This window comes from Microbacterium sp. AB, from assembly GCF_032878875.1.
GTDB lineage: Bacteria > Actinomycetota > Actinomycetes > Actinomycetales > Microbacteriaceae > Microbacterium > Microbacterium betulae.
Window position 1 is genome coordinate 1933872 of sequence record NZ_CP118157.1, and the last position, 23763, is coordinate 1957634.

The 23763-nt window shown below is 72.2% G+C and carries 22 protein-coding genes; 3 read left to right on the plus strand and 19 right to left on the minus strand.

Going from position 1 to position 23763, the window contains the following annotated elements; translation table 11 throughout:
* Positions 1 to 4: 4 nt before the first annotated feature.
* The gene (locus N8K70_RS09105) at positions 5 to 1294 is read right to left on the minus strand and encodes an MFS transporter (protein WP_317138032.1); all 1290 of its coding nucleotides are present in this window, start codon (positions 1292 to 1294) and stop codon (positions 5 to 7) included.
* A 195-nt stretch (positions 1295 to 1489) separates the two neighbouring features.
* Here N8K70_RS09105 and N8K70_RS09110 point away from each other — a divergent pair, with 195 nt between their 5' ends.
* Positions 1490 to 2134 (plus strand): TetR/AcrR family transcriptional regulator, encoded by a 645-nt coding sequence (locus N8K70_RS09110; RefSeq protein ID WP_317138033.1) that lies wholly within the window; start codon positions 1490 to 1492, stop codon positions 2132 to 2134.
* A 40-nt stretch (positions 2135 to 2174) separates the two neighbouring features.
* On the opposite strand, the gene N8K70_RS09115 is transcribed toward N8K70_RS09110, so the two are convergent.
* The 8 genes from N8K70_RS09115 to N8K70_RS09150 all read right to left on the minus strand — a co-directional run bounded on the left by N8K70_RS09115 (position 2175) and on the right by N8K70_RS09150 (position 14020).
* Positions 2175 to 3695, minus strand: coding sequence for a carboxylesterase/lipase family protein (locus tag N8K70_RS09115; protein WP_317138034.1), 1521 nt, complete (start codon positions 3693 to 3695; stop codon positions 2175 to 2177).
* An 11-nt stretch (positions 3696 to 3706) separates the two neighbouring features.
* Positions 3707 to 4900 (minus strand): MFS transporter, encoded by a 1194-nt coding sequence (locus N8K70_RS09120; protein WP_317138035.1) that lies wholly within the window; start codon positions 4898 to 4900, stop codon positions 3707 to 3709.
* A gap of 233 nt (positions 4901 to 5133) precedes the next feature.
* On the minus strand, positions 5134 to 6363 hold the full coding sequence (locus N8K70_RS09125; protein ID WP_317138036.1) for an ROK family transcriptional regulator: 1230 nt from the start codon (positions 6361 to 6363) through the stop codon (positions 5134 to 5136).
* A 65-nt stretch (positions 6364 to 6428) separates the two neighbouring features.
* Complete coding sequence (ligA, locus tag N8K70_RS09130; protein ID WP_317138037.1) at positions 6429 to 8789, minus strand: NAD-dependent DNA ligase LigA; 2361 nt, start codon at positions 8787 to 8789, stop codon at positions 6429 to 6431.
* A gap of 101 nt (positions 8790 to 8890) precedes the next feature.
* The gene (gene mnmA, locus N8K70_RS09135) at positions 8891 to 9994 is read right to left on the minus strand and encodes a tRNA 2-thiouridine(34) synthase MnmA (protein ID WP_317138038.1); all 1104 of its coding nucleotides are present in this window, start codon (positions 9992 to 9994) and stop codon (positions 8891 to 8893) included.
* A 9-nt stretch (positions 9995 to 10003) separates the two neighbouring features.
* The gene (locus N8K70_RS09140) at positions 10004 to 11212 is read right to left on the minus strand and encodes a cysteine desulfurase family protein (protein ID WP_317138039.1); all 1209 of its coding nucleotides are present in this window, start codon (positions 11210 to 11212) and stop codon (positions 10004 to 10006) included.
* Between the two features lie 3 nt (positions 11213 to 11215).
* Complete coding sequence (locus tag N8K70_RS09145; protein ID WP_317138040.1) at positions 11216 to 12154, minus strand: tetratricopeptide repeat protein; 939 nt, start codon at positions 12152 to 12154, stop codon at positions 11216 to 11218.
* A gap of 45 nt (positions 12155 to 12199) precedes the next feature.
* Positions 12200 to 14020, minus strand: coding sequence for a glycosyl transferase (locus N8K70_RS09150; protein WP_317138041.1), 1821 nt, complete (start codon positions 14018 to 14020; stop codon positions 12200 to 12202).
* A gap of 180 nt (positions 14021 to 14200) precedes the next feature.
* Between N8K70_RS09150 and N8K70_RS09155 the strand changes: the two genes are divergently transcribed.
* Positions 14201 to 15250, plus strand: a complete 1050-nt coding sequence (locus N8K70_RS09155) for an AI-2E family transporter (protein WP_317138042.1) — start codon at positions 14201 to 14203, stop codon at positions 15248 to 15250.
* On the opposite strand, the gene N8K70_RS09160 is transcribed toward N8K70_RS09155, so the two are convergent.
* The 9 genes from N8K70_RS09160 to rpsB form a co-directional block, all read right to left on the minus strand.
* On the minus strand, positions 15251 to 15973 hold the full coding sequence (locus N8K70_RS09160; protein WP_317138043.1) for an alpha/beta hydrolase: 723 nt from the start codon (positions 15971 to 15973) through the stop codon (positions 15251 to 15253). It abuts the gene before it with no gap.
* Positions 15974 to 15984: 11 nt separating this feature from the next.
* Positions 15985 to 16269, minus strand: a complete 285-nt coding sequence (locus N8K70_RS09165; protein ID WP_317138044.1) for a hypothetical protein — start codon at positions 16267 to 16269, stop codon at positions 15985 to 15987.
* A gap of 3 nt (positions 16270 to 16272) precedes the next feature.
* On the minus strand, positions 16273 to 17001 hold the full coding sequence (locus N8K70_RS09170; protein ID WP_317138045.1) for an aggregation-promoting factor C-terminal-like domain-containing protein: 729 nt from the start codon (positions 16999 to 17001) through the stop codon (positions 16273 to 16275).
* A 57-nt stretch (positions 17002 to 17058) separates the two neighbouring features.
* On the minus strand, positions 17059 to 17625 hold the full coding sequence (locus tag N8K70_RS09175; RefSeq protein ID WP_317138046.1) for a DivIVA domain-containing protein: 567 nt from the start codon (positions 17623 to 17625) through the stop codon (positions 17059 to 17061).
* Positions 17622 to 18617 carry a phosphatidate cytidylyltransferase gene (locus N8K70_RS09180; protein ID WP_317138047.1) on the minus strand — a complete coding sequence of 332 codons (996 nt, stop codon included), beginning with the start codon at positions 18615 to 18617 and terminating at the stop codon, positions 17622 to 17624. Before N8K70_RS09180 ends, N8K70_RS09175 begins: the two co-directional genes overlap by 4 nt.
* A 10-nt stretch (positions 18618 to 18627) precedes the next feature.
* On the minus strand, positions 18628 to 19182 hold the full coding sequence (gene frr / locus N8K70_RS09185) for a ribosome recycling factor (RefSeq protein WP_317138048.1): 555 nt from the start codon (positions 19180 to 19182) through the stop codon (positions 18628 to 18630).
* Between the two features lie 66 nt (positions 19183 to 19248).
* Positions 19249 to 19962: a UMP kinase gene (gene pyrH, locus N8K70_RS09190; protein WP_317138049.1), complete on the minus strand. Its 714-nt coding sequence runs from the start codon at positions 19960 to 19962 to the stop codon at positions 19249 to 19251.
* Positions 19963 to 20101: 139 nt separating this feature from the next.
* On the minus strand, positions 20102 to 20929 hold the full coding sequence (gene tsf, locus N8K70_RS09195) for a translation elongation factor Ts (protein ID WP_317138050.1): 828 nt from the start codon (positions 20927 to 20929) through the stop codon (positions 20102 to 20104).
* 81 nt (positions 20930 to 21010) lie between these two features.
* Entirely contained in the window at positions 21011 to 21931 is a 921-nt protein-coding gene (gene rpsB, locus N8K70_RS09200) for a 30S ribosomal protein S2 (protein WP_317138051.1), read from the minus strand.
* Between the two features lie 371 nt (positions 21932 to 22302).
* Between rpsB and N8K70_RS09205 the strand changes: the two genes are divergently transcribed.
* Positions 22303 to 22833, plus strand: coding sequence for a murein hydrolase activator EnvC family protein (locus N8K70_RS09205; protein ID WP_317138052.1), 531 nt, complete (start codon positions 22303 to 22305; stop codon positions 22831 to 22833).
* 10 nt (positions 22834 to 22843) lie between these two features.
* On the opposite strand, the gene N8K70_RS09210 is transcribed toward N8K70_RS09205, so the two are convergent.
* Positions 22844 to 23746: a tyrosine recombinase XerC gene (locus tag N8K70_RS09210; protein WP_317138053.1), complete on the minus strand. Its 903-nt coding sequence runs from the start codon at positions 23744 to 23746 to the stop codon at positions 22844 to 22846.
* Positions 23747 to 23763 lie beyond the last annotated feature (17 nt).

A 23763-nucleotide genomic window follows, 5' to 3' on the forward strand; every position in this document is an offset into this window, starting at 1 on the left:
CCGGTCACTTGACGGACTTGATGAAGAGGATGAACACCGATCCGAGCAGCGCCGCGACGATCGACACGACGAAGACGAGGGAGTAGCTCCCCGTCGCCACGACGATCGCCGAGGTGATGAGCGGGCCGATCGTCTGGCCCGCGGTCGTCGAGAGGTTGAGGATGCCCAGATCCTTGCCGAACTCCGCCTCGTTCGGGAGGACGTCGACGTTCAGCGCCTGGTCGACCGACGTGTACACGCCGTAGCCGAAGCCCGCGATCCCCGCGTAGAGGAACATCCCCATGGGCGTCGGCCAGATCCAGGGCATCGCGACGCCGACCGCGAAGAGCACGCTCGCGATCACGACGGGGAGCTTGCGGCGGCCGATGAGGTCGGAGAGCGGGCCCGACACCACGGAGCCGACGAGCGACACCACGAGGAGGATGACCGACATCGTCGCGATCGTGGCGGCGGTCTCCGACGTGGACAGCCCGATGTGGTCCTGCACGATGTAGAGCTGGTAGGCCATGACCATCTGGTAGCTGACCAGCATGAAGAGGCGTCCCGTGAACGCGAAGTAGAAGTCCGGCGCATTGCGAGGCGGACGGAACGAGCGCAGGAGCTCCGTCAGACCGCCCGCGACCGGCGGCAGGTCCGCCGCCGAACGCTCACGGGGCCAGATGATCAGGGCGAGGGCTCCGCCCACGGCCATCAGCACGCCCCCGAGGAGGAAGCCGGGGACCGCGTTCGTGAGGAAGGCCGATCCGACGAGGCTCCCGAGCGGCGCCCCGGCGGCGAGCCCTCCGCCGTAGAAGGCGGACATCGTGCCGCGCAGGCGCGGCGGGACGCGGTCGGCGAGGATCGCGACGGCGGGGGCGAGCATCATGTTGAGCCCCACCATCGTGATGCAGTACACGACCGTGATGAGGGCGGCGCTGCCGATGAAGCCGATGGCCGCGAGCGAGACGCCCGCGATGATCGCGCCGAACAGGATCCAGGGAGCCCGACGACCGAGCCTGCTGCGCGAGCGGTCGGAGAGGTTGCCGAAGACGAGGTTCGAGACGAGGGACACGACGGCGGTGACGGCGCTGATCGTGCCGAGGAGGGACTCGGGCGAGTCGACTCCGATGTCGCGCAGTCGCTGCGGCAGGAGCACCGCGGCGATGATCTGGAGCCCGACGATCCACAGCAGTCCGAGGACGAGGAACCCCGCGCCGAATCGGAGGGATTGTCGGGGGGTGAAGACCAGCCCCGTGTCCGGGGCGATGTCGTCGGGCGCCGGCTGCGGTGCCGCGGTGATGTCGGTCGATGGCATCTTTACCTTCTCGGGTCGTTCTCGTCGTCGTTGACCTGGCGGATGGCTCCGGTGCCAGGCATCTCGTGGATGGTCCCAAGGCGGCGTCGCCTCGGTGCTCGCAGTCTACCTACTACTTACAAGGTAGTAGGTAGGGACATTGGTCCCACCTCCCCGTCCGCCGGGCCGCCGCGGGCGGTGCGGTAGCGTGGGCCGATGGACGATCCGCGCATCCCCGCGCCGCGCAGGCGCGTGCGCATGTCGCGCGAAGACCGTTTCGAGCAGATCCTCGAGGCGTCGACCCGCCTCGTGGCGCGACGCGGCTACTTCGGCCTCTCGCTGCAGGACGTCGCCGACGCCGTCGGCGTCACCCAGCCCGGCCTGCTGCACTACGTGGGCAGCAAGGAGGGACTGCTCCGGCTCATCGTCGAGCAGCGGTACGACAGGCGCTTCGATCCGGAGGACTTCGTCGCCGCGGGCGCGCCCGGGTCGCGAGACCCGGGCGGCCCGTCCTTCCCCGCATACTGCCGCTATCTCGTCGCCAGCAATGCGCGCGAGCCGGAGCTCGTCCGTCTCTACATGGTTCTCGGCGCGGAGGCGAGCTCGCCCGGACATCCCGCTCACGCGTACTTCGACACGCGTCCCGACGCCGTCTGGGAGCTCTACTCCCGCACCCCGTGGCGTCTTCCTCCCGAGGCCGGCCCCTGGACGGGCCTCCGAGGCCTCGTCGAGCATGTCATCGAGGCGATGGACGGCGTCCAGGTGCGCGCCTTCCGGAGCCCCCGCATCGACATGGTCGAGGAATGGGCGCGCTTCGAGAAGCTGCTCTTCCCGTCCCCCGTGTGGGACGGCTACCGGTAGGGCCGCCTCCGGCCCGCCCCGCGCGCGCCGCCGCTCCGCGTCACCGCCGCTCCTCGAGGAGATCCGCCTCGAAGGCGTACGCCTCGGGATCGAAGACGGGATCGCGGTCGTACACGCGTGCCCCGCGCGGCGCGTCCGCCGCAGGCGTCCAGTCCGCGCGTCCGGTCGCGACGAAGGCGACCCAGTCGGCGTGCATCGCGTCGGCGAGCGCCTGCGGCGGCTCGTCGCCGAGCACGCGCGACACGCCGTCGGCCGCGAGCAGATCCCATGCGAACGGCAGGTCGTGGCAGTGCGCGGACAGGCCGTCGACCGGGGAATGGCGGGCGAAGTCGTACAGCCAGGTGATCGATCCGGCACCGGCCGCCGCGCGCGTGCGCGCGACGTGGACGGCGGGTCCGCGGAACATCCGCGCGACGCGCAGCTGGCTGCCCGCGTACTGTTCGCCGACGGTCGCGGTCTCGGCGCGGAATCGATCGACCCCCGCCTCGCCCACCCCGGCCGCGCGAGCCGCCGCGACGACGTCGTCAGCCGACACGTCCTGCGGGAACGCGAACTCGTTGCGCGTGGCGCCGAGCAGCAGGCTCACCTCGGAGCCCGCGCCGGCCGTGATCGCCTCGTCGACCGCCACCACGATCTCGCCATCCGCCACGGGTGCGAACGCGAGCCCGGTCGACAGCGGCTCTCGCACGATGCCGGCCAGCACCGCTGCGGGGGACCCGTCGCCGGTACCGTCGTCGAGGCGGTTGTGCTTGCGCTCGTGGTCGAGCACGGTGTCCTCGTCGACGCTCCGCCACGCCTCCAGGGTCGGGGCGATGCCGAGTGCGCGGGCGAAGCCGCGGCCGACGGCCTCCGCCTCGGGGACGGTCGTGCGTCCCGGGGCACCCGAGTGGGAGATCGCGCCCGCGAACAGGCCCTCCGCCTTCGGCGAGGCGAGGAGGGCCAGCACGCTCCCGCCGCCCGCCGACTGCCCGCCGATCGTGACCCGCGCGGGGTCGCCGCCGAAGGAGCGGATGTTCTCCTGCACCCACTCCAGCGCCGCGATCTGGTCCAGGACGCCGCGGTTGAGCGGAGCCCCCTCGATCCACCCGAACCCGTCGAAGCCGAGACGGTACGACAGCGTCACGACCACGACGCCGTCGCGGGCGAACGCCGAGCCGTCGTACCAGGGACTGGCCGGCGATCCGGCGAAGTAGCCCCCGCCGTGCACCCAGACGAAGACGGGCAGGCCCGCGCGGACGTCCCCCGGCGCCGGGGTGAAGACGTTGACGCTCAGGGTGTCGTCACCCGGGATGGACGGCTCGGGAATCGTCGTGACGGGCCCGAACGGGCGGCGTTGCGGCGTCGGACCGAAACGGTCGCAGATCCGGGTGCCGTCCCAGGGCGCGGGACGCTGCGGCGCGAGGAAGCGGCGCCGGCCGGTGGGTGCGGCGGCGAACGGGATGCCGAGGAAGGCCGCCGTCGCCCCCCTCGACAGGCCGCCGACGCGTCCGGACGCCGTCGCGGCCTCCGGAGGCGCGGCCGTGGGGTCGGCTGTGGAAAACGAATGCTCGGCAGGGGTCATGACGGTACCTCTCAACGCACGGATCTGATGGGGAAGACGAGCAGCGACGACAGCACGACCATGAGCGCCGCGAAGCCGAAGATCGACGCGTAGTTGCCCGCGAACACGGACAGCAGGATCGCGGCCACGACGGGCGTGAGCGCCTGCGGGATGTTCGTCGCCACGTTCAGCACGCCGAGATCCTTGCCCGCGTCACCCTGCGACGGCAGCACGTCGATCATGAGCGCGACGTCGACGGCCGAGTAGGCGCCGTATCCGAGGCCGACGACGAGCGAGTACGCGACCATGGCCGGCACGGTGGGGACGAAGAGGGGGATGGCGATGCCCAGGGCCATCACGACGCTCGCCGTGAACACGAAGACCTTGCGACGACCGAGCTTGTCCGACAGCCGGCCGAAGACCAGCGTGCCGATCACGAGCGTCACCATGGAGCACAGTGCGAGCAGGCCCGCGACGCCGCCCGCCTCCACCGGGTCGAGCGCCAGGTGGTCCGTGAGGATGTAGAACTGATACGCCTGCACGCCCTGGTAGCCGAGCACCATCACGAAGCGGCCCGCGAACGCCCACGCGTAGTCGGGGTGCCTACGAGGACTCACCCAGAACCCCTTGGCGAAGGAGACCCAGCTGAAGCGGCCGACGGGGAGCGACCGGGAGTCGCCGTCGCGGTTGACGAGCACGAACAGGAGAGAGGCCACGACGATGCCCGCGCCGAAGATCCCGTAGGCGAGCCCCAGCCGGCTCAGCAGCTGCCCGGCCACGACGACGCCGACCGTGCCGCCGACGGCGGTTCCGGCGCCGGCGAAGGCGGAGGCCGTCGCACGGCCTCCGCGGTCGACCCGGTCGGCGATGACCGCCGACAGCGGCCCCTGGAAGGCGTTGAGCAGGACCTGCGCCGTGACCCACACGACCGTCACCCAGAGCACGCTGGGGGCGAACTGCAGGACGACCGTGAGCACTCCTCCCCCGGCACCGCCGACGACGAGCCAGGGAGTGCGCCGCCCCCAGCGCGAGCGGGTGCGGTCGGAGAGCGCGCCGACGATCGGCTGGGCGAAGAGCGTGAAGAACGACGACGTCCCCGTGACGATCGCGAGGTTGGTCACCTTGTTCGCCTCGTCGAGCTCCGCCATCTGCTGCGGCAGGAGGATCGCGATCACGGCGGCGTACGTCGCGAAGAGGAACACGTTCGAGAACAGCAGCGACACCACCAGCCGTCGTCGTGCCCCGCCTGCGACGGGGACCGTGCTGGTGAGGGTGGCGGGGTCGATCGCGTCCCCGGCCGCGGGCGACGGACGGGTCCGTGCGTCCTCGTGCTCGCCGCGATCCGATTCGTCCCGGGTCTGTGAAATCGCTCCTCCTTGAGCATCTGGGGCGGCGCCTCGCCGTCGAGCCCCAGGATAATCGCGTCAGGGCTTTTATCTCAAGGGTTGAAGTATTCCAATCACGCCGTCGGTGCGATTCCCTCGACGGAGAGGGAGCCGGGAGCGCGGAGAAGCTCCCGGCGATCGTGGAGCAGAGCGCCGTCCACGCCCGAGTACAGCCCGTGCGCGGCGGACAGGACCCCGGCCTCGGCGTCGTCGGAGGCGGCGCCCCCTGTGGACGGCGGCGACAGCGGCAGGGGGCGCAGCTCCTCGACGAGGTCCGACAGGTACCCGCCGACGACGACGAACCGCGGCTGCAGCACGACGATGCAGTTCACGAGCGCCAGCCGGATCCAGGACAGAGCAGCGTCGAGCGCGACGACCGCCGCGCCGTCGCCCCGCCGGTACCGGCGGGTGAGCTCTGCAAGAGCGCGCGGCAGGCCGTGCTCCAGCCGATAGGCCTCGAGGCCGGCCCGGACGAGCACGACGTCCGGGCCGGCGACGGTGACGAGGCATCCTCGCTTCCCGCAGGCGCAGGGGGCTCCGTCGGGCACGACGACCATGTGCCCCGGCTCGAACGCGACGCCGTCGGAGCCCGAGAGGATCTCCCCCGCCACGATCGCACCGCCTCCGATCCCCGTGTCGGACTTCAGGTAGAGCATGTCGGACACGCCGCCGCGCGCCTGCAGCTCGGCGAACTCGGCGTACGCCGCGGAGTTCGCGTCGTTCACGACGTGGACGCCCAGGGGAAACGTCCGCCCCCGTCGCCGCAGCAGGCCGCCGAGATCGACGTCGGTCCACCCCAGGTCGATCGCGACGGGGATCATCTCCGAGCCGCGGACGACGGGTGCCGGCACGACCACCACGAGCCGCATGGGCAGCACGTCCTCCGCCCGCAGCCCCGTCACGACCCCGTCGATCAGGGCGTCCAGCTGGGCGACGAGAGCCTCCGGGTCCCCGTAGGGGGTCCGCACCGCGTGCGCCTCGCGCCGCAGCGGGCGCCCGGCGAGGTCCACCGCCGAGACGAGCACCTCGTCGACGACGAACTGCACGCCCACGAGCGCGAAGGCCCGCCCGTCGATCTCGAGCCGCTCGCGCGGGCGACCGACGCCCTTTCCGCCGGTCCGGGCGTCGGAGACGGGCACGGACCTGACCAGCCCCGCGGCGATCAGCTCCGAGACGAGCAGCGTGATCGCACCGGAGGTGAGGCCGGTCGCCTCGGCGAGCTCGCTGCGCGCAGCCGCCCCCGCGCGGTCCAGATGCGAGAGCACGAGACCGAGGTTGTGCTCCCGGACGTCGTTGCTCGACAATCCCCCCGACCCCGCGCGAACCATCCGTCGATCATGGCACGAGACGGCGGACGCGTCCCGGCGCGTCACGCTTCCAGGGACTCCGGCCCCTCCGTCACGAGCGCATGGAACTGGGCGGCGTCGAGGATCCGCACCCCCAGCTGCTCCGCCTTCGCGAGCTTCGATCCGGCGCCGGGCCCCGCGGCGACGAAGTCGGTCTTCTTGCTCACGCTCGATGCCGCCTTGCCGCCCGCCCGGATGATCGCCTCCTGCGCTCCCTCCCGCGTGTAGCCCTCCAGCGTCCCCGTCGCGACCACCGTGATGCCCGAGAGCACGCCCCCCTCGGCCGCCGCCGCGCCGGGACCGGGATGTCCGGGGGTGTGGAAGCGCACTCCCGCCGCGGTCCACTGCTCGACGATGTCGCGGTGCCAGTCGACCTCGAACCAGTCCAGGACCGCATCCGCGATGATGCCGCCCACGCCGTCCACGGCGGCGAGCTCCTCGCGCGTGGCCGAGCGGATCGCCTCGAGCGACCCGAACCACCCGGCGAGGGCCCGAGCGGCGACGGGGCCGACATGCCGGATGTTGAGCGCGACGAGCAGACGCCACAGCTCCTTCGTCTTCGCCTTCTCGAGCTCCTCCAGCAGCTTCTCCGCCTGCGCCGACGGATGCAGGACGAGGTGGTCCTTGCGGACGCCAGCCGCCCGCCGCTCGGACGGCGTCGCGTTCTCCCACCCCGGCGGGTAGGCGAGCTCGCGGCGCTGGAACGGGGACCGTCGCACGAACTCCCCCGTCGTCTCGTCGACGCGCCTCTCCCCCGTCTCCGCGTCGCGGACGACGACCTCGATCGGCACGAGCTCGTCGATCGTGAGATCGAACAGGCCGGCCTCCGTGTGCAGGGGCGGGTCGGCGGGCACCTCCGGCTGCGTCAGGGCGGCGGCGGTCACCTCGCCGAGCGCCTCGATGTCGAGGGCTCCCCGCGAGCCGATGTGCTCCACGCGCCCCCTCACCTGCGCGGGGCAGTCCTTCGCGTTCGGGCAGCGCAGATCGATGTCGCCCTCCTTCATGGGGCGCAACGGCGTGCCGCACTCCGGGCAGGCGTCCGGCATCGCGAAGGCCCGCTCCGTGCCGTCGCGCAGGTCGACCACGGGCCCGAGCACCTCCGGGATCACGTCTCCGGCCTTGCGCAGCACCACGGTGTCGCCGATGAGCACCCCCTTGGCCTTCACCACGTCCTGGTTGTGGAGCGTCGCCTGGCGGACGACGCTGCCGGCCACGAGCACGGGCGCCATGATGGCGTACGGCGTCGCACGCCCGGTCCGCCCCACCGAGACGACGATGTCCACGAGCGTCGTGTTGACCTGCTCGGGCGGGTACTTGTACGCGATCGCCCAGCGCGGCGCGCGGCTGGTCGCGCCCAGCTCGTCGTGCAGTGCGAGCTCGTCGACCTTGATGACGATGCCGTCGATCTCGTGCTCGACGGAGTGACGGTTCTCGCCGTAGTCCTCCACGAAGGACAGGGCGCCGTCCGCGTCGTCGAAGGTCCGCAGATACGGGCTCGTCGGCAGGCCCCACTCCGCCAGGAGCCCGTAGATCTCGCTCTGCGCGGAGACGGGAGGATCGGGCCACGCGCCGACCCCGTGCACGTAGAGGCGCAGCGCGTCGAGCCTCGCGAGCCCGGCCTCGAGCTCGAGGCCGTTCTTCTTCTCGAGCTGCTGACGGAGCCCGCCGCTCGCGGCGTTGCGCGGGTTCGCGAAGGCCGGGAAGCGACGGTCGGCGCTCTTGCGCACCCGCTCCTCGTCGAAGCCCGGCTTCGCCGCGGCGTCCGCGACGATCCTCTCCCGCAGCCGGGACTGCAGCGCGTTGAGCGCCTCGAACGCGGCGACCGGGATGAAGACCTCGCCGCGGACCTCGAACAGGGCGGGATGCCCCGTGCCGCTGAGACGCTCCGGGATGCCGGCGACCTGCAGCGCGTTGACCGTGACGTCCTCGCCGACGCGGCCGTCGCCGCGCGTCGCGGCCGAGGTGAGCACGCCGTCCTCGTAGCGCAGGGCGATGGCGAGACCGTCGATCTTGAGCTCCGTGAGCCAGCGGACGGGACGTCCGGCCGAGGCCTCCGTCTTCGCGCACCACTCGGAGAGCTCTTCGAGGGAGAACACGTTGTCGAGGCTGAGCATGCGCTCGGCGTGCGCGACGGGCGCGAGCATCGTCGCCGCCGCGGCCCCGACCGTGAGAGTCGGCGAGTCCTGTCCCTGCAGCTCCGGGTGACGCCGTTCGATCGCCTCGAGCCGCTGCAGCCAGCCGTCGTAGGTGGCGTCGTCGACGAGCACCGCGTCCTCGCCGTAGTAGGCGTCGCGCGCGCTCAGGATCCGCTCCGTCAGCGCGGAGGCCTCGGTGCGCGCCTCGTCGAGCGTCAGGTCGGGAAGATCCGGTTCGCGGTCTGTCACGCCCTCAGTCTAGAAACCGCGGCCGACATTCCCGGGCGCGTCAGAGCGCTGTGCCCTCGTGCGCCGCGGACGGGACGTGCGTGAGGGAGCCGCGGCCCGGGTCAGACGGAGACGGGCACGGCGCTCGCGGTGCGGTCGATCGTGCACTGGCCGATCACGCGCGTGCCGTCGTAGATGACGGCCGTCTGCCCCGGCGCGACGCCGTCGAGCGGCTCGTCGGGCGTCACGACGAGGTCGCCGCCGCGCACCACGGCGGTCGCGGGAACCGGGTCGGCGTGCGCGCGGATCTGCACGTCGCATGCGAACGGCTCCTCGGGCGACGCCGGCGCGGCGCCGGCCCATGTGAACCGCGCCCCCGCGACCTCGGCGACGGCGAGCGCCTCCTTGGGGCCCACGACGACGGTGTTCGTGACGGGCCGGACCTCCAGCACGAACCTCGGCTTCCCGTCGGCGGCGGGGACGCCGAGCCGCAGTCCGCGGCGCTGTCCGACCGTGAAGGCGTGTGCGCCGTCGTGAGAGCCCACGACGGCGCCCGACCGGTCGACGACGTCTCCCGCGGCGGCGCCCACCTTCTCGGCCAGATAGCCGCGCGTGTCGCCGTCGGGGATGAAGCAGATGTCGTAGCTGTCCGGCTTGGACGCGACCGTGAAGCCGCGCGCCTCCGCCTCCGCCCGCACGAGGGACTTGGACGGCGTCTCGCCGAGCGGGAAGTACGTGTGCGCGAGCTGCTCGGCCGTCAGGACGCCGAGCACGTACGACTGGTCCTTCGCCTCCTCGCTCGAGCGGTGGAGCTCCCTCCCGCGGGGTCCCTCCCGCAGGAGCGCGTAGTGCCCGGTGCAGACGGCGTCGAAGCCCAGCTCGATCGCGCGGTCGAGCAGCGCGGCGAACTTGATCCTCTCGTTGCACCGCATGCACGGGTTGGGGGTGCGACCGGCCCGGTACTCGTTCAGGAAGTCGTCGATGACGTCGTCGCGGAACCGCTCGGAGAAGTCCCACACGTAGAACGGGATCCCGAGCCGGTCGGCGACCCGCCGGGCGTCCATCGCGTCCTCGATCGTGCAGCAGCCGCGGCTGCCCGTGCGCAGCGTGCCGCCCGCGCGCGAGAGCGCGAGATGCACGCCGACGACGTCGTGGCCCGCCTCGACGGCGCGCGCCGCCGCCACCGCGGAGTCGACCCCGCCGCTCATCGCCGCCAGAACACGCATGTGGTCAGTCTACGAGCGCTCGTGCGATCGGGCGCCGGGCGACGCGTCGCCGCCGGGCCGGGCGACCTGGCGATAGGCCGCGGGAAGCACGTCGAGGAGCGCGGCGACGTCCGCCTCGGAGGACGTGCGGCCGAGCGTGATGCGCAGCACCTGACGAGCGGCCCGCTCGTCGTATCCCATCGCCATCACGACGTGGGAGGGCTCGGAGACCCCGGCCTGGCAGGCGGAGCCGGTCGAGACCGAGATCCCCGCGACGTCGAGGAGGAAGAGCAGCGACTCGCCCTCGGCGCCCGGCAGGAGGAGATGGACGTTGCCCGCCAGGCGGTCCTCCGGATGCCCCAGCAGGACGGCCTCGGGGACACGCGCCCGGATCCCGTCCACGATCCGCTGCCGCAGCTCGCCCAGCCGAGCCGACTCGGCGTCCCGCTCCCGCTCCGCCTGCTCGGCCGCGACGGAGAGCGCGGCGGCTCCGGCGATGTCCTGGGTGCCCGCGCGCAGCGACCGCTGCTGCCCGCCGCCGTGGAGCAGCGGAGTCATCCGCGCGTCGCGCGAGACAACGAGGGCGCCGGTGCCGACGGGCGCGCCCACCTTGTGCCCGGACACGCTGAGCGCGACGAGACCCGTCGCCCCCGCCGCGTCGCCGCGCCAGCCGCGGAAGCGGACAGGGAGTTGGCCGAACGCCGAGACGGCGTCGAGGTGCAGCGGCACGCCCGCCGCGGCCGCGGCCGCGGCGAGGCCCGCGACGTCCTGCACGGTGCCGGCCTCGTTGCTCGCCACGAGCGCCGTCGCCAGCGCGACGCCCGGACCCGCCACGGCCGAGGCGAAGCCGTCCGGCGGGATGCGCGCGAAGGGGTCGAGGCGCACCGGCCGGATGCGTGCCGCGTCACGCTCCTGGAGCCACTGGACGGCCTCGAGCGTCGCATGATGCTCCCCGTCCGGCAGGACGACCACGTCCGACGACGGCTCGCGCCCCCACCACAGTCCCTTGAGGGCGAGGTTGATCGACTCCGTTCCGCCCGACGTGAAGACGACCTCGACGGGCTGACAGCCGATGACGGCGGCAAACCGCTCCCTCGCGTCCTCCAGGAGGCGCCTGGCCTGCTGCCCCGCGCCGTGCACGGACGACGCATTGCCCACCACCTCGCTCGCCGCCAGCCAGGCGTCGCGCGCCTCCGGGCGCAGCGGCGTCGTCGCGGCGTGGTCGAGGTAGACGGCCACGGGTCAGAACAGCAGGGAGGTCAGACGGCCCCTCGCGCGGACGACGCGCGCGTCGGTCACGCCGACGACGCCGAAGAGCTCCACGAGACGCTCCTGCACCGGTCCGCGGGCATCGGACGGCAGGCGCTGGAAGAGGTCGAGAAGGCGGTCGAACGCGTCGTCCACGTGTCCTCCGACGACGTCGAGGTCGGCCACCACGAGCTGCGCCGCGACGTCCGCGGGCGCGTCGGCGGCCGTCGCCCGCGCGGCGGCGAGGTCGACGCCCTGCACGCGGTCCAGCAGCCGCACCTGCGCGAGCCCGGCCTGGGCCTCCTCGTCGCGCGGGTTCTCCTTGAGCGCCTTCTCGTACGCGACGATCGCCCGGGCGTAGTCGCCGGACTCGATCGCGTCGAACGCCTCCTGGTGCAGCGGCGGCAGCGGCGGCTCCTCCGGCGCGTCGGCCGGCTCGTCCTCGCCCTCGACGGGGACGCGCCCCGTCACGCCGTTCTGGGCGGCCAGCTCGAGCAGCTGCGCGAAGACCTGGCGCACCTGCTCCTCGGGCACGGCTCCCGTGAACAGCGGGACGGGCTGGCCCGCCACGAGCGCGACGACCATCGGGATCGACTGCGCGCGGAACGCCTGTGACAGCTGCGGGTTGGCGTCGACGTCGACCTTCGCGAGGACGAGACGGCCGCCGAGCTCGACGACCACCTTCTCGAGGATCGGGCTCAGCTGCTTGCACGGACCGCACCACTCTGCCCAGAGGTCCACGACCACGGGCACCTGCTTCGAGAGCTCCAGCACCTGGCCGAAGCTCGCGTCCGTCACGTCGAACACGAGGCTCGGCGCTCCCGAGACGGGGGCGTCCCCGTCGGATGCGGGCGCCGGGGCGGCGGGCCGGTTCTTCAGCGCTGACAGGTCGACGGCGCCGCGCAGCACGGCACCGGGGGCGACGTCACTCATGGATCACCTTCCGGGAAGACGGGACGTTGGGGGATGTGGTCGAGCCTATTCGCCTTCCGGCTCCGCGTCGCCGGCGTCCTCCGGCTCCGGGAGCAGCTCGGCGGCCTGGATGGCCGACGAGTAGCCGAGCAGACGGATCTTCTCGGCCGACCCCTGCGCGGGGACGAAGAAGAAGAGCTGGTCGGTGTACGTGGTCTGCACGCCGGTGGCCGACTCCGTCTCGCCCGTGAGGAACGCGAGGTCGGCGCTGTCGCCGAACCTGATGACCGCGTCCTCGTCCGTCGGGCGGACGGTGACGGTCTCCTCGATGCCGACGGCGATGATCGCCCCGCTGTCGAGCGTGGCGAGCGCGACGGGCGCGGTGTCGCCGGGGCCCTGAGCGTACTCGATCGTTCCGGTCTCCGCGCCGGTCTCGTTGAACGCGTCGATCGTCGCCTGCCGGTTCTCGGCCACGGCGGACAGGAAGCCGTCGTTGGACGTGTCGAAGAGGTCGGCGTACTCGCTCGCGTCGCCGTTGCCCATCAGGTCGGCGTAGGCGGCCGGCACGTCGTCCGGGGCGAGCGCGAGGAACGGCGAGTCGGGCGCGACGAGAGCGGCGCCGAGCCAGACCGGCGCGAGCTGCGGCGTCTCGGCCGCGGCCTCCAGGCTCGCGAGGTAGCTCACGCGGTACGCCGACCACGGGTCGTCCTGCGTCATGGCCATGACCGTGGGGGCGACCGTCGAGTCCTCCTCGTCGGCGACGATGAGCAGGGCCGTGCGCGGCCATCCCTCCACGGCCTGCGGCAGCACGATCGTGGCCGGGGCGGAGGGGATGGCGGCGGGGGCCGGGTACTCGATCTCCGCGCGCAGCTGGTAGTTCACCTCGCGCGTCCGGAGCGCCAGCCCCGTCAGGCGCTGGGCCGCGAGGTCCGCGTCGAGAGCCTCGTCGGCGGCCCCGACGGTCTCCGAGATCTCGGCGATGATGCGGTCGGCCTGAGCCTCGGTGAGCGAGGAGGGCTTCTGATCGGGCGCGGCGGTGGCCGTCGGCGTCGGCGTGGGCGTCTCGGTCTGCTGGGCGCCGAGCTCGGGCCACGAATCGGCCGTGCAGCCGGCGAGCAGCCCGGCGGACAGCACGACGGCGGGCACGGCGACGAGCGCGCGTCTCCCTCTGCTGCGACGCGAGGCGGAGATGACGCCCTTCTCCGAGGCGTCCTCGGCGGGGTCGTCGCCCGCGGGATCGGCCGGGGGGAGCGCCGGCCCCTTGCGCAGCGGACCGCGCCTGCGGCGCGTGTGCCGGACGGCGAGGATGTACAGCACGATGCCCGCGGCGAGGAAGACGCCGCCGAGCACCATGAGCGGCCCGAACCAGGGCGTCTTCTGGTCGAGCGGCCACACGAGCGAGATGTCGGACGGCGCGGGAGCCGATCCGTCGACGGCCACGAGCATGCTCATCCCCTCGGGCAGCTGCTCCTGGCGCACGAGCTCGTCCTCGGCCGTCTGCTCCTCGATCCACAGATCCGATCCGGCCGGGTCGCGGCCGTCCGTGCCGTCCGTGGCCTCGGCGGTGGGCTCCACCACCGTGGTGTCGAGCGCGCCGTCCTCTCCGGCGCTCACCCTGTTGTACGACTGGTCCGAGAGCCACGCCTCGACGTCGGCCGTCCGGCCGTACGCCGTGTACAGCGCGCCGTCTCCCGCGATCCGCAGCGTCTGGGTCCCCGGATGCAGCGACAACGCGTCGGCGTCGATCACCGTGTACGGCAGGTCCTCGTCGACGGCGACCGTCTCCTGTTCGGAGTCCGGCCCCAGGAAGACGGTGCGCTGAGCGAGACCGGCCCCGAAAGACGCCGCCGCCAGCACAAAGGCCAGTACTGCCCACACGAAACGCACGAATTGACTCCTCGCCGACCCGCGGGAGGACAGCGGGTCTCGACATCCGACTGCTCAGAGTACCGAACCGAACTGAAAGGCGGCCAGGAGCAGGTCGCTCACGGCCGGGGCCGCGCACGCCCCCTATCCTGTGGCGAGAGGGCACGCGCCGCACGGCGGCCCGGCAGGCGAAGGACGCAGATGAAGATTCACAACCCGTTCCGGCTCGCTCTCGTGGCGACGCTGGGCGTCGGACTGGGCATCCTGATCCTGGAGGGGCTGCAGTCGATCTCGACGATCCTCCTCTACGTGGGCACGGCCCTGTTCATCTCCCTCGGCCTCGATCCCGTGGTGTCGTGGCTCGAGCGTCGTCGCCTCCCCCGCTGGCTCGCCGTGACCGTGGCCATCCTCGCCGTGCTGAGCCTCTTCGCGGGCATCGTGCTGATCATCCTCCCCGTCCTCGTGGACCAGATCAGCGAGCTGGTCCGCCAGATCACCGTGCTCGTCAACGGCGGCACGTTCTTCGACGACCTGCGGGAGTGGTCGCTGGCGACGTTCCCCACCCTCGAGATCGACGCCGTCCTCGACTTCGCGAACGATTGGGTCTCGTCCAACTTCGACACGATCGGCCAGGGCGTCCTCGGCAGCGCGTTCGGCGTCGTCCAGGGCCTCTTCGGCGCGTTCATCGTCCTCATCCTCACGATCTACCTCACGGCGTCCACGCCCACCCTCAAGTCGGCGCTCTACCGCATGGTGCCGGCGTCGAAGCGCGAGCGCTTCACGCACATCGCCGAGCAGATCTCGGAGTCCGTGGGCCACTACGTCATGGGGCAGGTCACCCTCGCCGCGATCAACGGCGTGCTGAGCGCCGTGTTCCTCACGATCATCGACGCCCCCTTCCCCGCCGTGCTCGCGGTCGTGGCCTTCCTCGGCTCGATGATCCCGCTCGTGGGCACCGTCTCGGGCTCCACGATCATCGCGCTCGTGTGCCTCATCCCGGGCCTCGGCTCCCCCACCACGGCGATCATCGCCGCGATCTACTACCTCGTGTACATGCAGATCGAGGCGTACGTGCTGTCGCCGCGCATCATGAGCCGCGCCGTGTCGATCCCGGGAGGGGTCGTCGTCGTGGCGGCCCTCGCCGGGGGCGCGCTGCTGGGGCTCCTGGGGGCGCTCATCGCGATCCCGGTCGCCGCGAGCATCCTCATCATCTACCGGCAGGTGCTCATCCCGCGCATGAACGCGCGGTGATCAGGAGTCCGCGTCGGGCCATCGCGTCGGCAGCGGCGTCGCAGCGGGGTTGACGATCCCGACGATCTCGTCCAGCACGCGCGAGGTCTGCTTCTCCCCCACCCAGAGGTGCTTGCCGTCCTCGACGTCGATCTGACGCAGATGCGGGATGAGCGAGAACCGCTCCGCGGCCTCGGCGGGACGCAGGTAGTCGTCGAACTCCGGGACGAGCGCGACGAGCGGACGGGGATCGCCGGCCCACGCCCGCAGATCGTCGTCCGTCGCCCTTCGCAACGGCGGCGAGAGCAGGATGGCGCCGTCGACGGGGAAGCGCCGGCCGTGCTTCAGGACGAGCTCGGTCCCGAACGACCATCCGAGGAGCCACGGATGTGGAAGGGAGCGCTCCTCGACGAGGGCCATCGCGGCGGCGACGTCGGCGGCCTCGGCCACGCCGTCGCCGAAGACGCCCTCGCTCGTCCCGCGCGGGGAGGACGTGCCGCGCGTGTTGAAGCGCAGCACGGCGAGATCGGCGAGAGCGGGCAGTCGCGCCGCCGCCTTGCGGATGATGTGGGAGTCCATGAACCCTCCCGCCGTCGGCAGCGGGTGCAGGGTCACGAGCGTCGCGACGGGTTCGTGCTCGAGCGGCAGCGCGAGCTCGCCGACGAGCGTCAGGCCGTCCTCCGTCCGCAGCTCGATGTCCTCACGGCGTGCCGGCAGTTCGACGGCTCCACGGATCTCCGGCACGGGCGGCCTCCTCAGGCGAGATTCCAGCAGTGGGCGTGCCAATGACGGCGTGCGGCGAGGTCGGCCTGCGGACCGAGCACCCCGTCCTCGCGCCAGACGACGACGTGCGCCGCGCCGGCCTCGATCGGAGCGCCGCATCCGGGGCACGTGTAGGTCTTCTCCGAGCGCCCGGCGGCCATCGGCTGGACAGACCAATCGCGGCCGCGCCTGACCTCGATGCGCCGCCATCCGGAGATGAGGCGGTCGAGAGACGCGTCACCGGGGTCGTCGCGCCGCCGTCGGTTCGACCGCGGCACGGCTCAATACCAGCCGACCGACTCGGAATGCCCCCACGCGCCGCACGGCGTGGCATAGCGGCCCGCGATGTAGTCGAGCCCCCACGCGATCTGGGTCGCCGGGTTCGTCTGCCAGTCCGCGCCGTGGCTCGCCATCTTGCTTCCCGGCAGCGACTGGGGGATACCGTACGCGCCGCTCGAGGCGTTGTAGGCGTTGACGTTCCAGCCCGACTCGCGGTTCCACAGCGCCACGAGGCAGGAGAACTCGCTCTCGCCCCAGCCTCGAGCGGCGACCATCTCGTACGCCACCGCCTGCGCGGTGCCGGGGTCGGGCGCCACGAACTGAGGCGTCCAGGTCTCGGTCTCCGTCTCGGTGCCTTCCTCCGGCACCTCCGCCGGCGCCGGGGTGGGCGTGGGGGTCGGCGTCGGCTTCACGTACGCCTCGTACGAGCCGAACTCGAGGGTCCCGGCGTGCGCGAGGTCGGCGGCCGCGATGTACACCTGCGCCTCGTCGGCGGCGCTGGCGAAGGACGACACCGCCTGGTCCTGCTCCGCCTGCGCGACCGAGGCGCCCGTCGTCACGAGCGTTCCGCCCAGCAGGCCGAACGCCGCGAGGCCGGCGAACAGCGACATGACACGCCGACGACGCGTCGGCCTCGGCGCTGTCGCCTGCGTGAGCGCGGCGTGCTGGGCGGCGATGGCGCGCGCCTCGCGGCGCGTGAGGGCTCGGGTCTCGTCGGGTCCGGAAGTCACAGTGGGATCAGCCTAGCGTGTGTTATGCGAATGTGACATCTTCGGCGCACCGCGCCCTCAGCGCACGGCCAGCAGCACGTCGACCGCGGCGTCGAGCACGGCGTCGACCTGCTCCTCGCGGTAGCCGTTCCGCGTCATCCGGAAGGCGCTCTGTCGGATCTGCTCGACCGACAGCGCCTCGCCCCTCGCGAGGAAGCCGACCAGCCGGTCGGCGACGATTTCGACCTCCACGCGGGCGTATCCGAAGCGGAGGAACCCGACGCGATCGAAGCGCTGCCCCTCCGGCCGGGTGAGCCGGTCGAGCAGGGTCTGGGCGTCGGCGCGCGCGCGGGAGACCCAGGCCTCCGGCCCGGTCGCCGCGATGGCCTGCTCACGCTCGCGCGCCGCGAAGGCGTCCTCCACGCGCGCGAGCGCGGCGTCGACCGCATCGATGCGGTATCCGCCGCGCGTCAACGCGAACGACGCCGCACGCACGCGGTCCGCGTCGAACGACGCGCCCTCGTCCTGCTGCTCGAAGGCGGAGCGCGCCTCCGCGAGGAGACGGTCGACCGCCTCGCGCTCGTAGCCCTTCTCGCGACCTGTCGCGAGCGGGAACGGAAGGGGGGTCGTCCGGGTGTCTGTCACGGTACCGCCAGAGGTGAGAGGAGGAAGTACAGGGCGAGGGCGGCGACCGCGGACGGCAGCATGCTGTCCAGGCGGTCGAGCACCCCGCCGTGGCCGGGAAGCGCCGACGACATGTCCTTGATGCCGAGGTCGCGTTTGATCATCGACTCGCCGAGGTCGCCCACCGTCGCCGTGAGGAGGATGACCGCGCCGAAGATCAGGCCCGACCACCACGGCAGGCCGAGCATGAACTGCGCGAGCAGGGCACCGGCGGCGAGGGCGGCGGCCGCCGCTCCCGCGAAGCCCTCCCAGGTCTTCTTGGGACTGATCCTCGGGGCCATCGGGTGCCTCCCGAAGGCGAGACCCGACGCGTAGGCGGCCGTGTCGGACACCACGACGACGATGAGGAAGGCGAGGATCCACCACTGGCCGCCGTCCTGGCGCAGCAGCACGAGGGCGAGGCTCGCGAGGAAGGGCACGTAGAGCGGGACGAAGGCGCCGACGACGGCGTCCGCGAACACCTCGCGGTGCGCGCGCGCGTCCTGCGCCGCCATCTGCGCGAGAAGCCGCCAGACGACGATGAGGGCGATCGAGGCGAAGACGGCCACCCAGTGCAACGCCAGATCGGCGACGTAGCCGGCCGAGAGGATGAGGACGACCGCGACGAGCTGCGGGACGAGGTCGACCCTGCGCCCGCCTCCGCGCAGCGCACGCCAGAGCTCGTGGACGCCGAACACCGACACGAGCAGCGCGATGACGGTGAAGAGCGACTTCACGAACAGGAGGGACACGAGCGCGATCGCCCCGGCGCCCACGCCGACGGCGATCGCCGCGATCAGGTCGCGTCCCGTGCGCTGTTTGAGGCGCTCGTTCGTCTCGTCGAACTGCACCCGGGCGTGCGCGACCTGGCTCTCGAGCTCACCGCGCGCCGCGTTCATCCGCCCCTGGAACGAGCCCTCGTCGGGCCGGGGAGTCTTCGGGGCCGCGTCCTCCCCTTCGGGAACGTCCGTCATAGAGGATCTCTCAGACCTCGAGGAGCTCGGCCTCTTTGTGCTTCAGCGCCTCGTCGATCTTCTCGACATGCGCCTTGGTGAGCGCGTCGAGCTCCTTCTCGCCGCGGACGATGTCGTCCTCGCCGATCTCCTCGCGCAGCGCCTCGAGGTCGTCCTTGACCTGACGGCGGATGCCGCGCAGGCGGACCTTGGCGTCCTCGCCCTTGGTGCGGACAATCTTGACGTACTCCTTGCGCCGCTCCTGCGTGAGCTCGGGCAGGGTGATGCGCACGAGGTTGCCGTCGTTCGTGGGGTTGGCTCCGAGGTTCGGCATCTCGCGGATCGCGTCCTCGATGGCCTTCAGCGCCGACTTGTCGTACGGGGTGACGATGAGCGTGCGCGCCTCGGGGTTCGCCAGCGACGCGAGCTGCTGCAGCGGCGTGGGCGTGCCGTAGTAGTCGACGAGGATGCGCTGGAAGAGCTGCGGGTTCGCGCGTCCCGTGCGCACGGTGGCGAAGTCCTCCTTCGCCGCCTCGACGGCCCGGTCCATCCGGGAAGTGGCATCGGCCAGAACGTCCGCGATCACGGTGACTCCATTCGTCGGTGGTGCTCAGAGAAGTCTACTGGGAGCGGCGCCGCGCTCCCGACGACGTCACGACGTCACGAGCGTCCCGATGATCTCTCCGCGGAGGGCGGCCGTGACGTTGCCGGACGGCTCCATGCCGAACACCCTCATGTTCATGCCGTTGTCCATGCAGAGGCTGAACGCCGTCGCGTCGACGACCTTGAGCCCCCTGACGAGCGCGTCGGAGTACGTGACGTGGTCGAGTCGCGTCGCGTCGGGGTCGACGCGCGGGTCCGCGGTGTAGACGCCGTCGACGCCGTTCTTCGCCACGAGGACCTCGGTCGCGCGGATCTCCAGGGCGCGCTGGGCCGCGACGGTGTCGGTGGAGAAGTACGGCAGGCCCGCGCCCGCCCCGAAGATCACGACGCGGCCCTTCTCGAGGTGGCGCTCGGCGCGCAGCGGGATGTAGGGCTCGGCGACCTGGCGCATCTCGATGGCGGACTGCACGCGCGTCGCCGCTCCCGCCTGCTCCAGGAAGTCCTGCAGCGCGAGCGCGTTCATGACGGTGCCCAGCATGCCCATGTAGTCGGCGCGCGCGCGGTCCATCCCGCTCGTGGCGAGCTCGGCCCCGCGGAAGAAGTTGCCGCCTCCGACGACGACCGCGACCTCGACGTCGTCGGATGCCGCGGCGATCTCCCGCGCGATCTGGCCGACGACGTCCGGGTTCACGCCCAGCTGTCCCCCGCCGAACGCCTCTCCCGACAGCTTCAGCAGCACGCGGCGCTTGGTCACTTCGCTCACAGTCAATCCTCTCGTCGCCGATCCACGCTACCGGGTGAGGGCGGCAGCTCCCTGGGGCGGCGCGGAGACGTCGATCGCGCCCCGCGCGCAGGGAAAGGGGGCCCGGATCCCTCGGATCCGAGCCCCCTTCGTCATATCGCTACGCGCCGACCTTGAAGCGCGCGAAGCCGGTGATCGTGATGCCCGCGTCCTGCGCGACCTTCGCGACCGACTGCTTGTTGTCCTTCGCGTAGTCCTGGTCGAGCAGAGCGACCTGCTTGAAGAACGCGCCCAGGCGGCCCTCGACAATCTTCGGCAGAGCGGCCTCGGGCTTGCCCTCGTTGCGCGAGATCTCGGTGACGATCTCGCGCTCCTTCTCGACCACGTCGGCGGGGACCTCGTCGCGCGTGAGATAGGAGGGGTTCGCGAACGAGATGTGCTGCGCGATGCTGCGCGCCGTCTCGGCGTCGTCGCCCGTGTAGGCGACGACGACGCCGACCTGCGGCGGCAGGTCCTTGCTCGTGCGGTGCAGGTAGATCTGGAACGCGTCGCCGACGAGCGTGCGCACGCGACGCAGCTCGACCTTCTCGCCGATGATCGCGGCCTCGTCGGAGATGAGCCGGTCGACCGTCTGGTCTCCGGCCTGCGCGGCCAGGGCCGCCTCGACCGAGTCGGCCCCGACGGCGGCCGCCGCGTCGGTGACCCTGTCGGCCAGCGCGATGAAGCGCTCGTTCTTCGCGACGAAGTCCGTCTCGCAGGCGAGCTCGAGAAGCGTCGCGGCGCCGTCGCTCTCGCGGGCGACGACGAGGCCTTCGCTCGCGGCGCGGTCGGCCCGCTTCGCGTTGCCCTTGGCGCCCTTGAGGCGGAGGATCTCGACGGCCTTCTCGACGTCGCCGTCGGCCTCTTCGAGCGCCTTCTTGGTGTCGACCATGCCCGTGCCGAGCTGCTCGCGCAGCGCCTTGATGTCGGCGATGGTGAAGTTGGCCATGAGTGCTGGCTCTCCTTGGTTCGTGGGAACGAGTGGATCTGAGCGGAGGCGGGCCCTGTGGCAGGGCCCGCCTCCCGGGGCTTACTCGGCGGCTGTGGCCTCGGCAGGCGTCTCCGCCGGCTCGGCCGTGGCCTCCGCCTCAGCCGTCTCGGCGGGGGCCTCAGCCTCAGGAGTCTCGGCGGGGGCCTCAGCCGTCTCGGCAGCGGCCGGCGCCTCGTCGGCCGCGGGGGCCTCGTCGGTCGTGCTCTGCTCGAGCAGCTCGCGCTCCCACTCGGCGAGCGGCTCGGCCTGCGCCGACTCGTCCGCCGGCTGGTGCCGCTGGATCAGGCCCTCGGCCGCGGCGTCCGCGATGATGCGCGTCAGCAGCGACACCGAGCGGATGGCGTCGTCGTTGCCCGGGATCGGGTACTGGAGGTCGTCGGGGTCGACGTTCGTGTCGAGGATGCCGATGACGGGGATGCCCAGCTTCTTCGCCTCGTCGATCGCCAGGTGCTCGCGCTTCGCGTCGACGACCCAGAGCGCCGAGGGGGTCTTGGCGAGGTTCCGGATGCCGCCGAGCGACTTGTGGAGCTTGTCGAGCTCGCGGCGCTTGAGGAGGAGCTCCTTCTTGGTGAAGCCCGTGCCGGCGGGGTCGTCGAAGTCGAGCTCCTCGAGCTCCTTCATGCGCGCGAGACGCTTGGAGACCGTCGCGAAGTTGGTGAGGAGGCCACCGAGCCAGCGCTCGTTCACGTAGGGCTGGCCGACGCGCGTGGCCTGCTCGGCGAGGACCTCCTGGGCCTGCTTCTTCGTGCCGACGAAGAGCACGGTGCCGCCGCGGGCGACCGTCTCCTTGACGAAGTCGTAGGCCTTGTCGATGTAGCCGAGCGACTGCTGCAGGTCGATGATGTGGATCCCGCTGCGCTCCGTGAGGATGAAGCGCTTCACCTTCGGGTTCCACCGGCGGGTCTGGTGTCCGAAGTGCACGCCGCTGTCGAGCAGCTGGCGGATGGTAACGACGGCCATGGTCGTCTCTCCTGTTCTGGGCGCCGGAGCGCATTGCGGTTGTTTCCGCCGATCACCTCGATCGGCGAGCCTGGTGACCGGCGCACTCCCACCCTCTGGCGAGGGACCGTGGGGAATGCGGCCACGACTTTCGTCTCGAGGACGTCGTCGCTGCGGGCACGCGTAGTCATCCCGGTGAACGGGACGCAGGATCAGCATACCAGGGGAAACGCCCGCACCTCCTCGTCGTGCGGCCCCTCGCGACAGCGGATCGGAGGCCCTCCGCCGCCGCGGAGCGAACGCTCCGTGCACAGGCCCGCGACACGCGGAACGGGGTCCACGGATCGCGAGCGCCCGCGCACGGCGGCGGTCCGTCGGCGCAGGCTGGCCGCATGCCTCGGTTCGCACGGATCCTCGCCCTCCTCGCCCTCGCCGCCTGCTGCGTCTCGAGCGCCTCGACGGCGCCGTCGGGCGGCACGCCCGCCCGCGGCGACGTCGCCCGCATCGAGACCGCCGAGGCGTGGGTGTGGCCCGTGGCGCAGGACGTGCGCATCGTCCGGCCGTTCGACGCGCCGCCGCACCGCTACGGAGCGGGTCACCGCGGCGTCGACCTCGCCGCCGACGCCGGTCCGTTGAGAGCACCCGCGACGGGGGTGATCGCCTTTGCCGGCGTCGTCGTCGATCGGCCGCTCGTCACGATCGATCACGGCGACGGCCTGGTCACGACGCTCGAGCCGGTCGTCACGGAGCTCTCCCCGGGAGACGCCGTCTCCCGGGGGCAGGAGGTGGGGGCCCTCGGATCCGGCGGCCACGCGGCTCGGGGCGCCGTGCACTTCGGCGTACGCCTCGACGGCGAGTACGTCAACCCGCTGCTCCTGCTCGGCGGCGTCCCGCGCGCCGTGCTCCTCCCCTGCTGCGGGTAGGCGGGCGGCGTCAGGCGCGCGGGTGCGCGAGCCGGTACGCCGCCGCGAGCCGCTCGGACGAGACGTGCGTGTAGATCTGCGTGGTCCCGAGACTCGCGTGGCCGAGGATCTCCTGCACCGCGCGCAGATCCGCGCCGCCGTCGAGCAGGTGCGTCGCCGCCGAGTGCCGCAGGGCGTGCGGGCCCACGGTCTCCACCCCCATGGCGGGCCCGACGGTCCGCGCGACGAGGTCGTACACCGAGCGCACGCCCAGGCGCCGGCCGCGTGCGCCGAGGAGGAGCGCGCGTCCCGCGTCCGCCGAGCGGGCGGCGAGGGACGGACGCCCCCGTGTCGCGTATGCGCCGACGGCGCGGACCGCGGGGGCGCCGAACGGGACGACGCGCTCCTTCGTGCCCTTTCCGACGACGCGCACGGTGCCGCGGTCGAGATCGACGTCGTCGACGTCGAGACCGCAGAGCTCCGACACGCGGATCCCGGCGCCGTACAGCAGCTCGATCGCGGCGTGGTCGCGCAGGGCGAGCGGGTCGCCCTCCGACGCGGCCGACGCCAGCCGGTCGAGCAGCGTGCCGATCGCGGGCGCCGTGGCGACGTGAGGAAGCGCACGTCCGCGTTTCGGCGTGACGAGGCGCAGGCTGGGATCGTGCGCGACGAGTCCCTCGTCGCGCGCCCACCGGAAGAACGCCCTGACCGTCGACGTGCGGCGTGCGACGGTCGAGCGCGCGTCTCCGCGCTGCGTGGCGTGCCAGAGCCAGGCGCGCAGGTGCTCGAGATCGACGTGCGCGATCGGGACGTCCCCCACGGAGGCGGCCAGGTCGGCCAGGTCGCCCCGGTACGCGCGCACAGTCGCCGGAGACAGCCGGCGCACCCCCTCGAGATGCGTCGTGAACGATACGATCGCCCGGCTGAGCTCCATCCTCCGATCGTGCATCC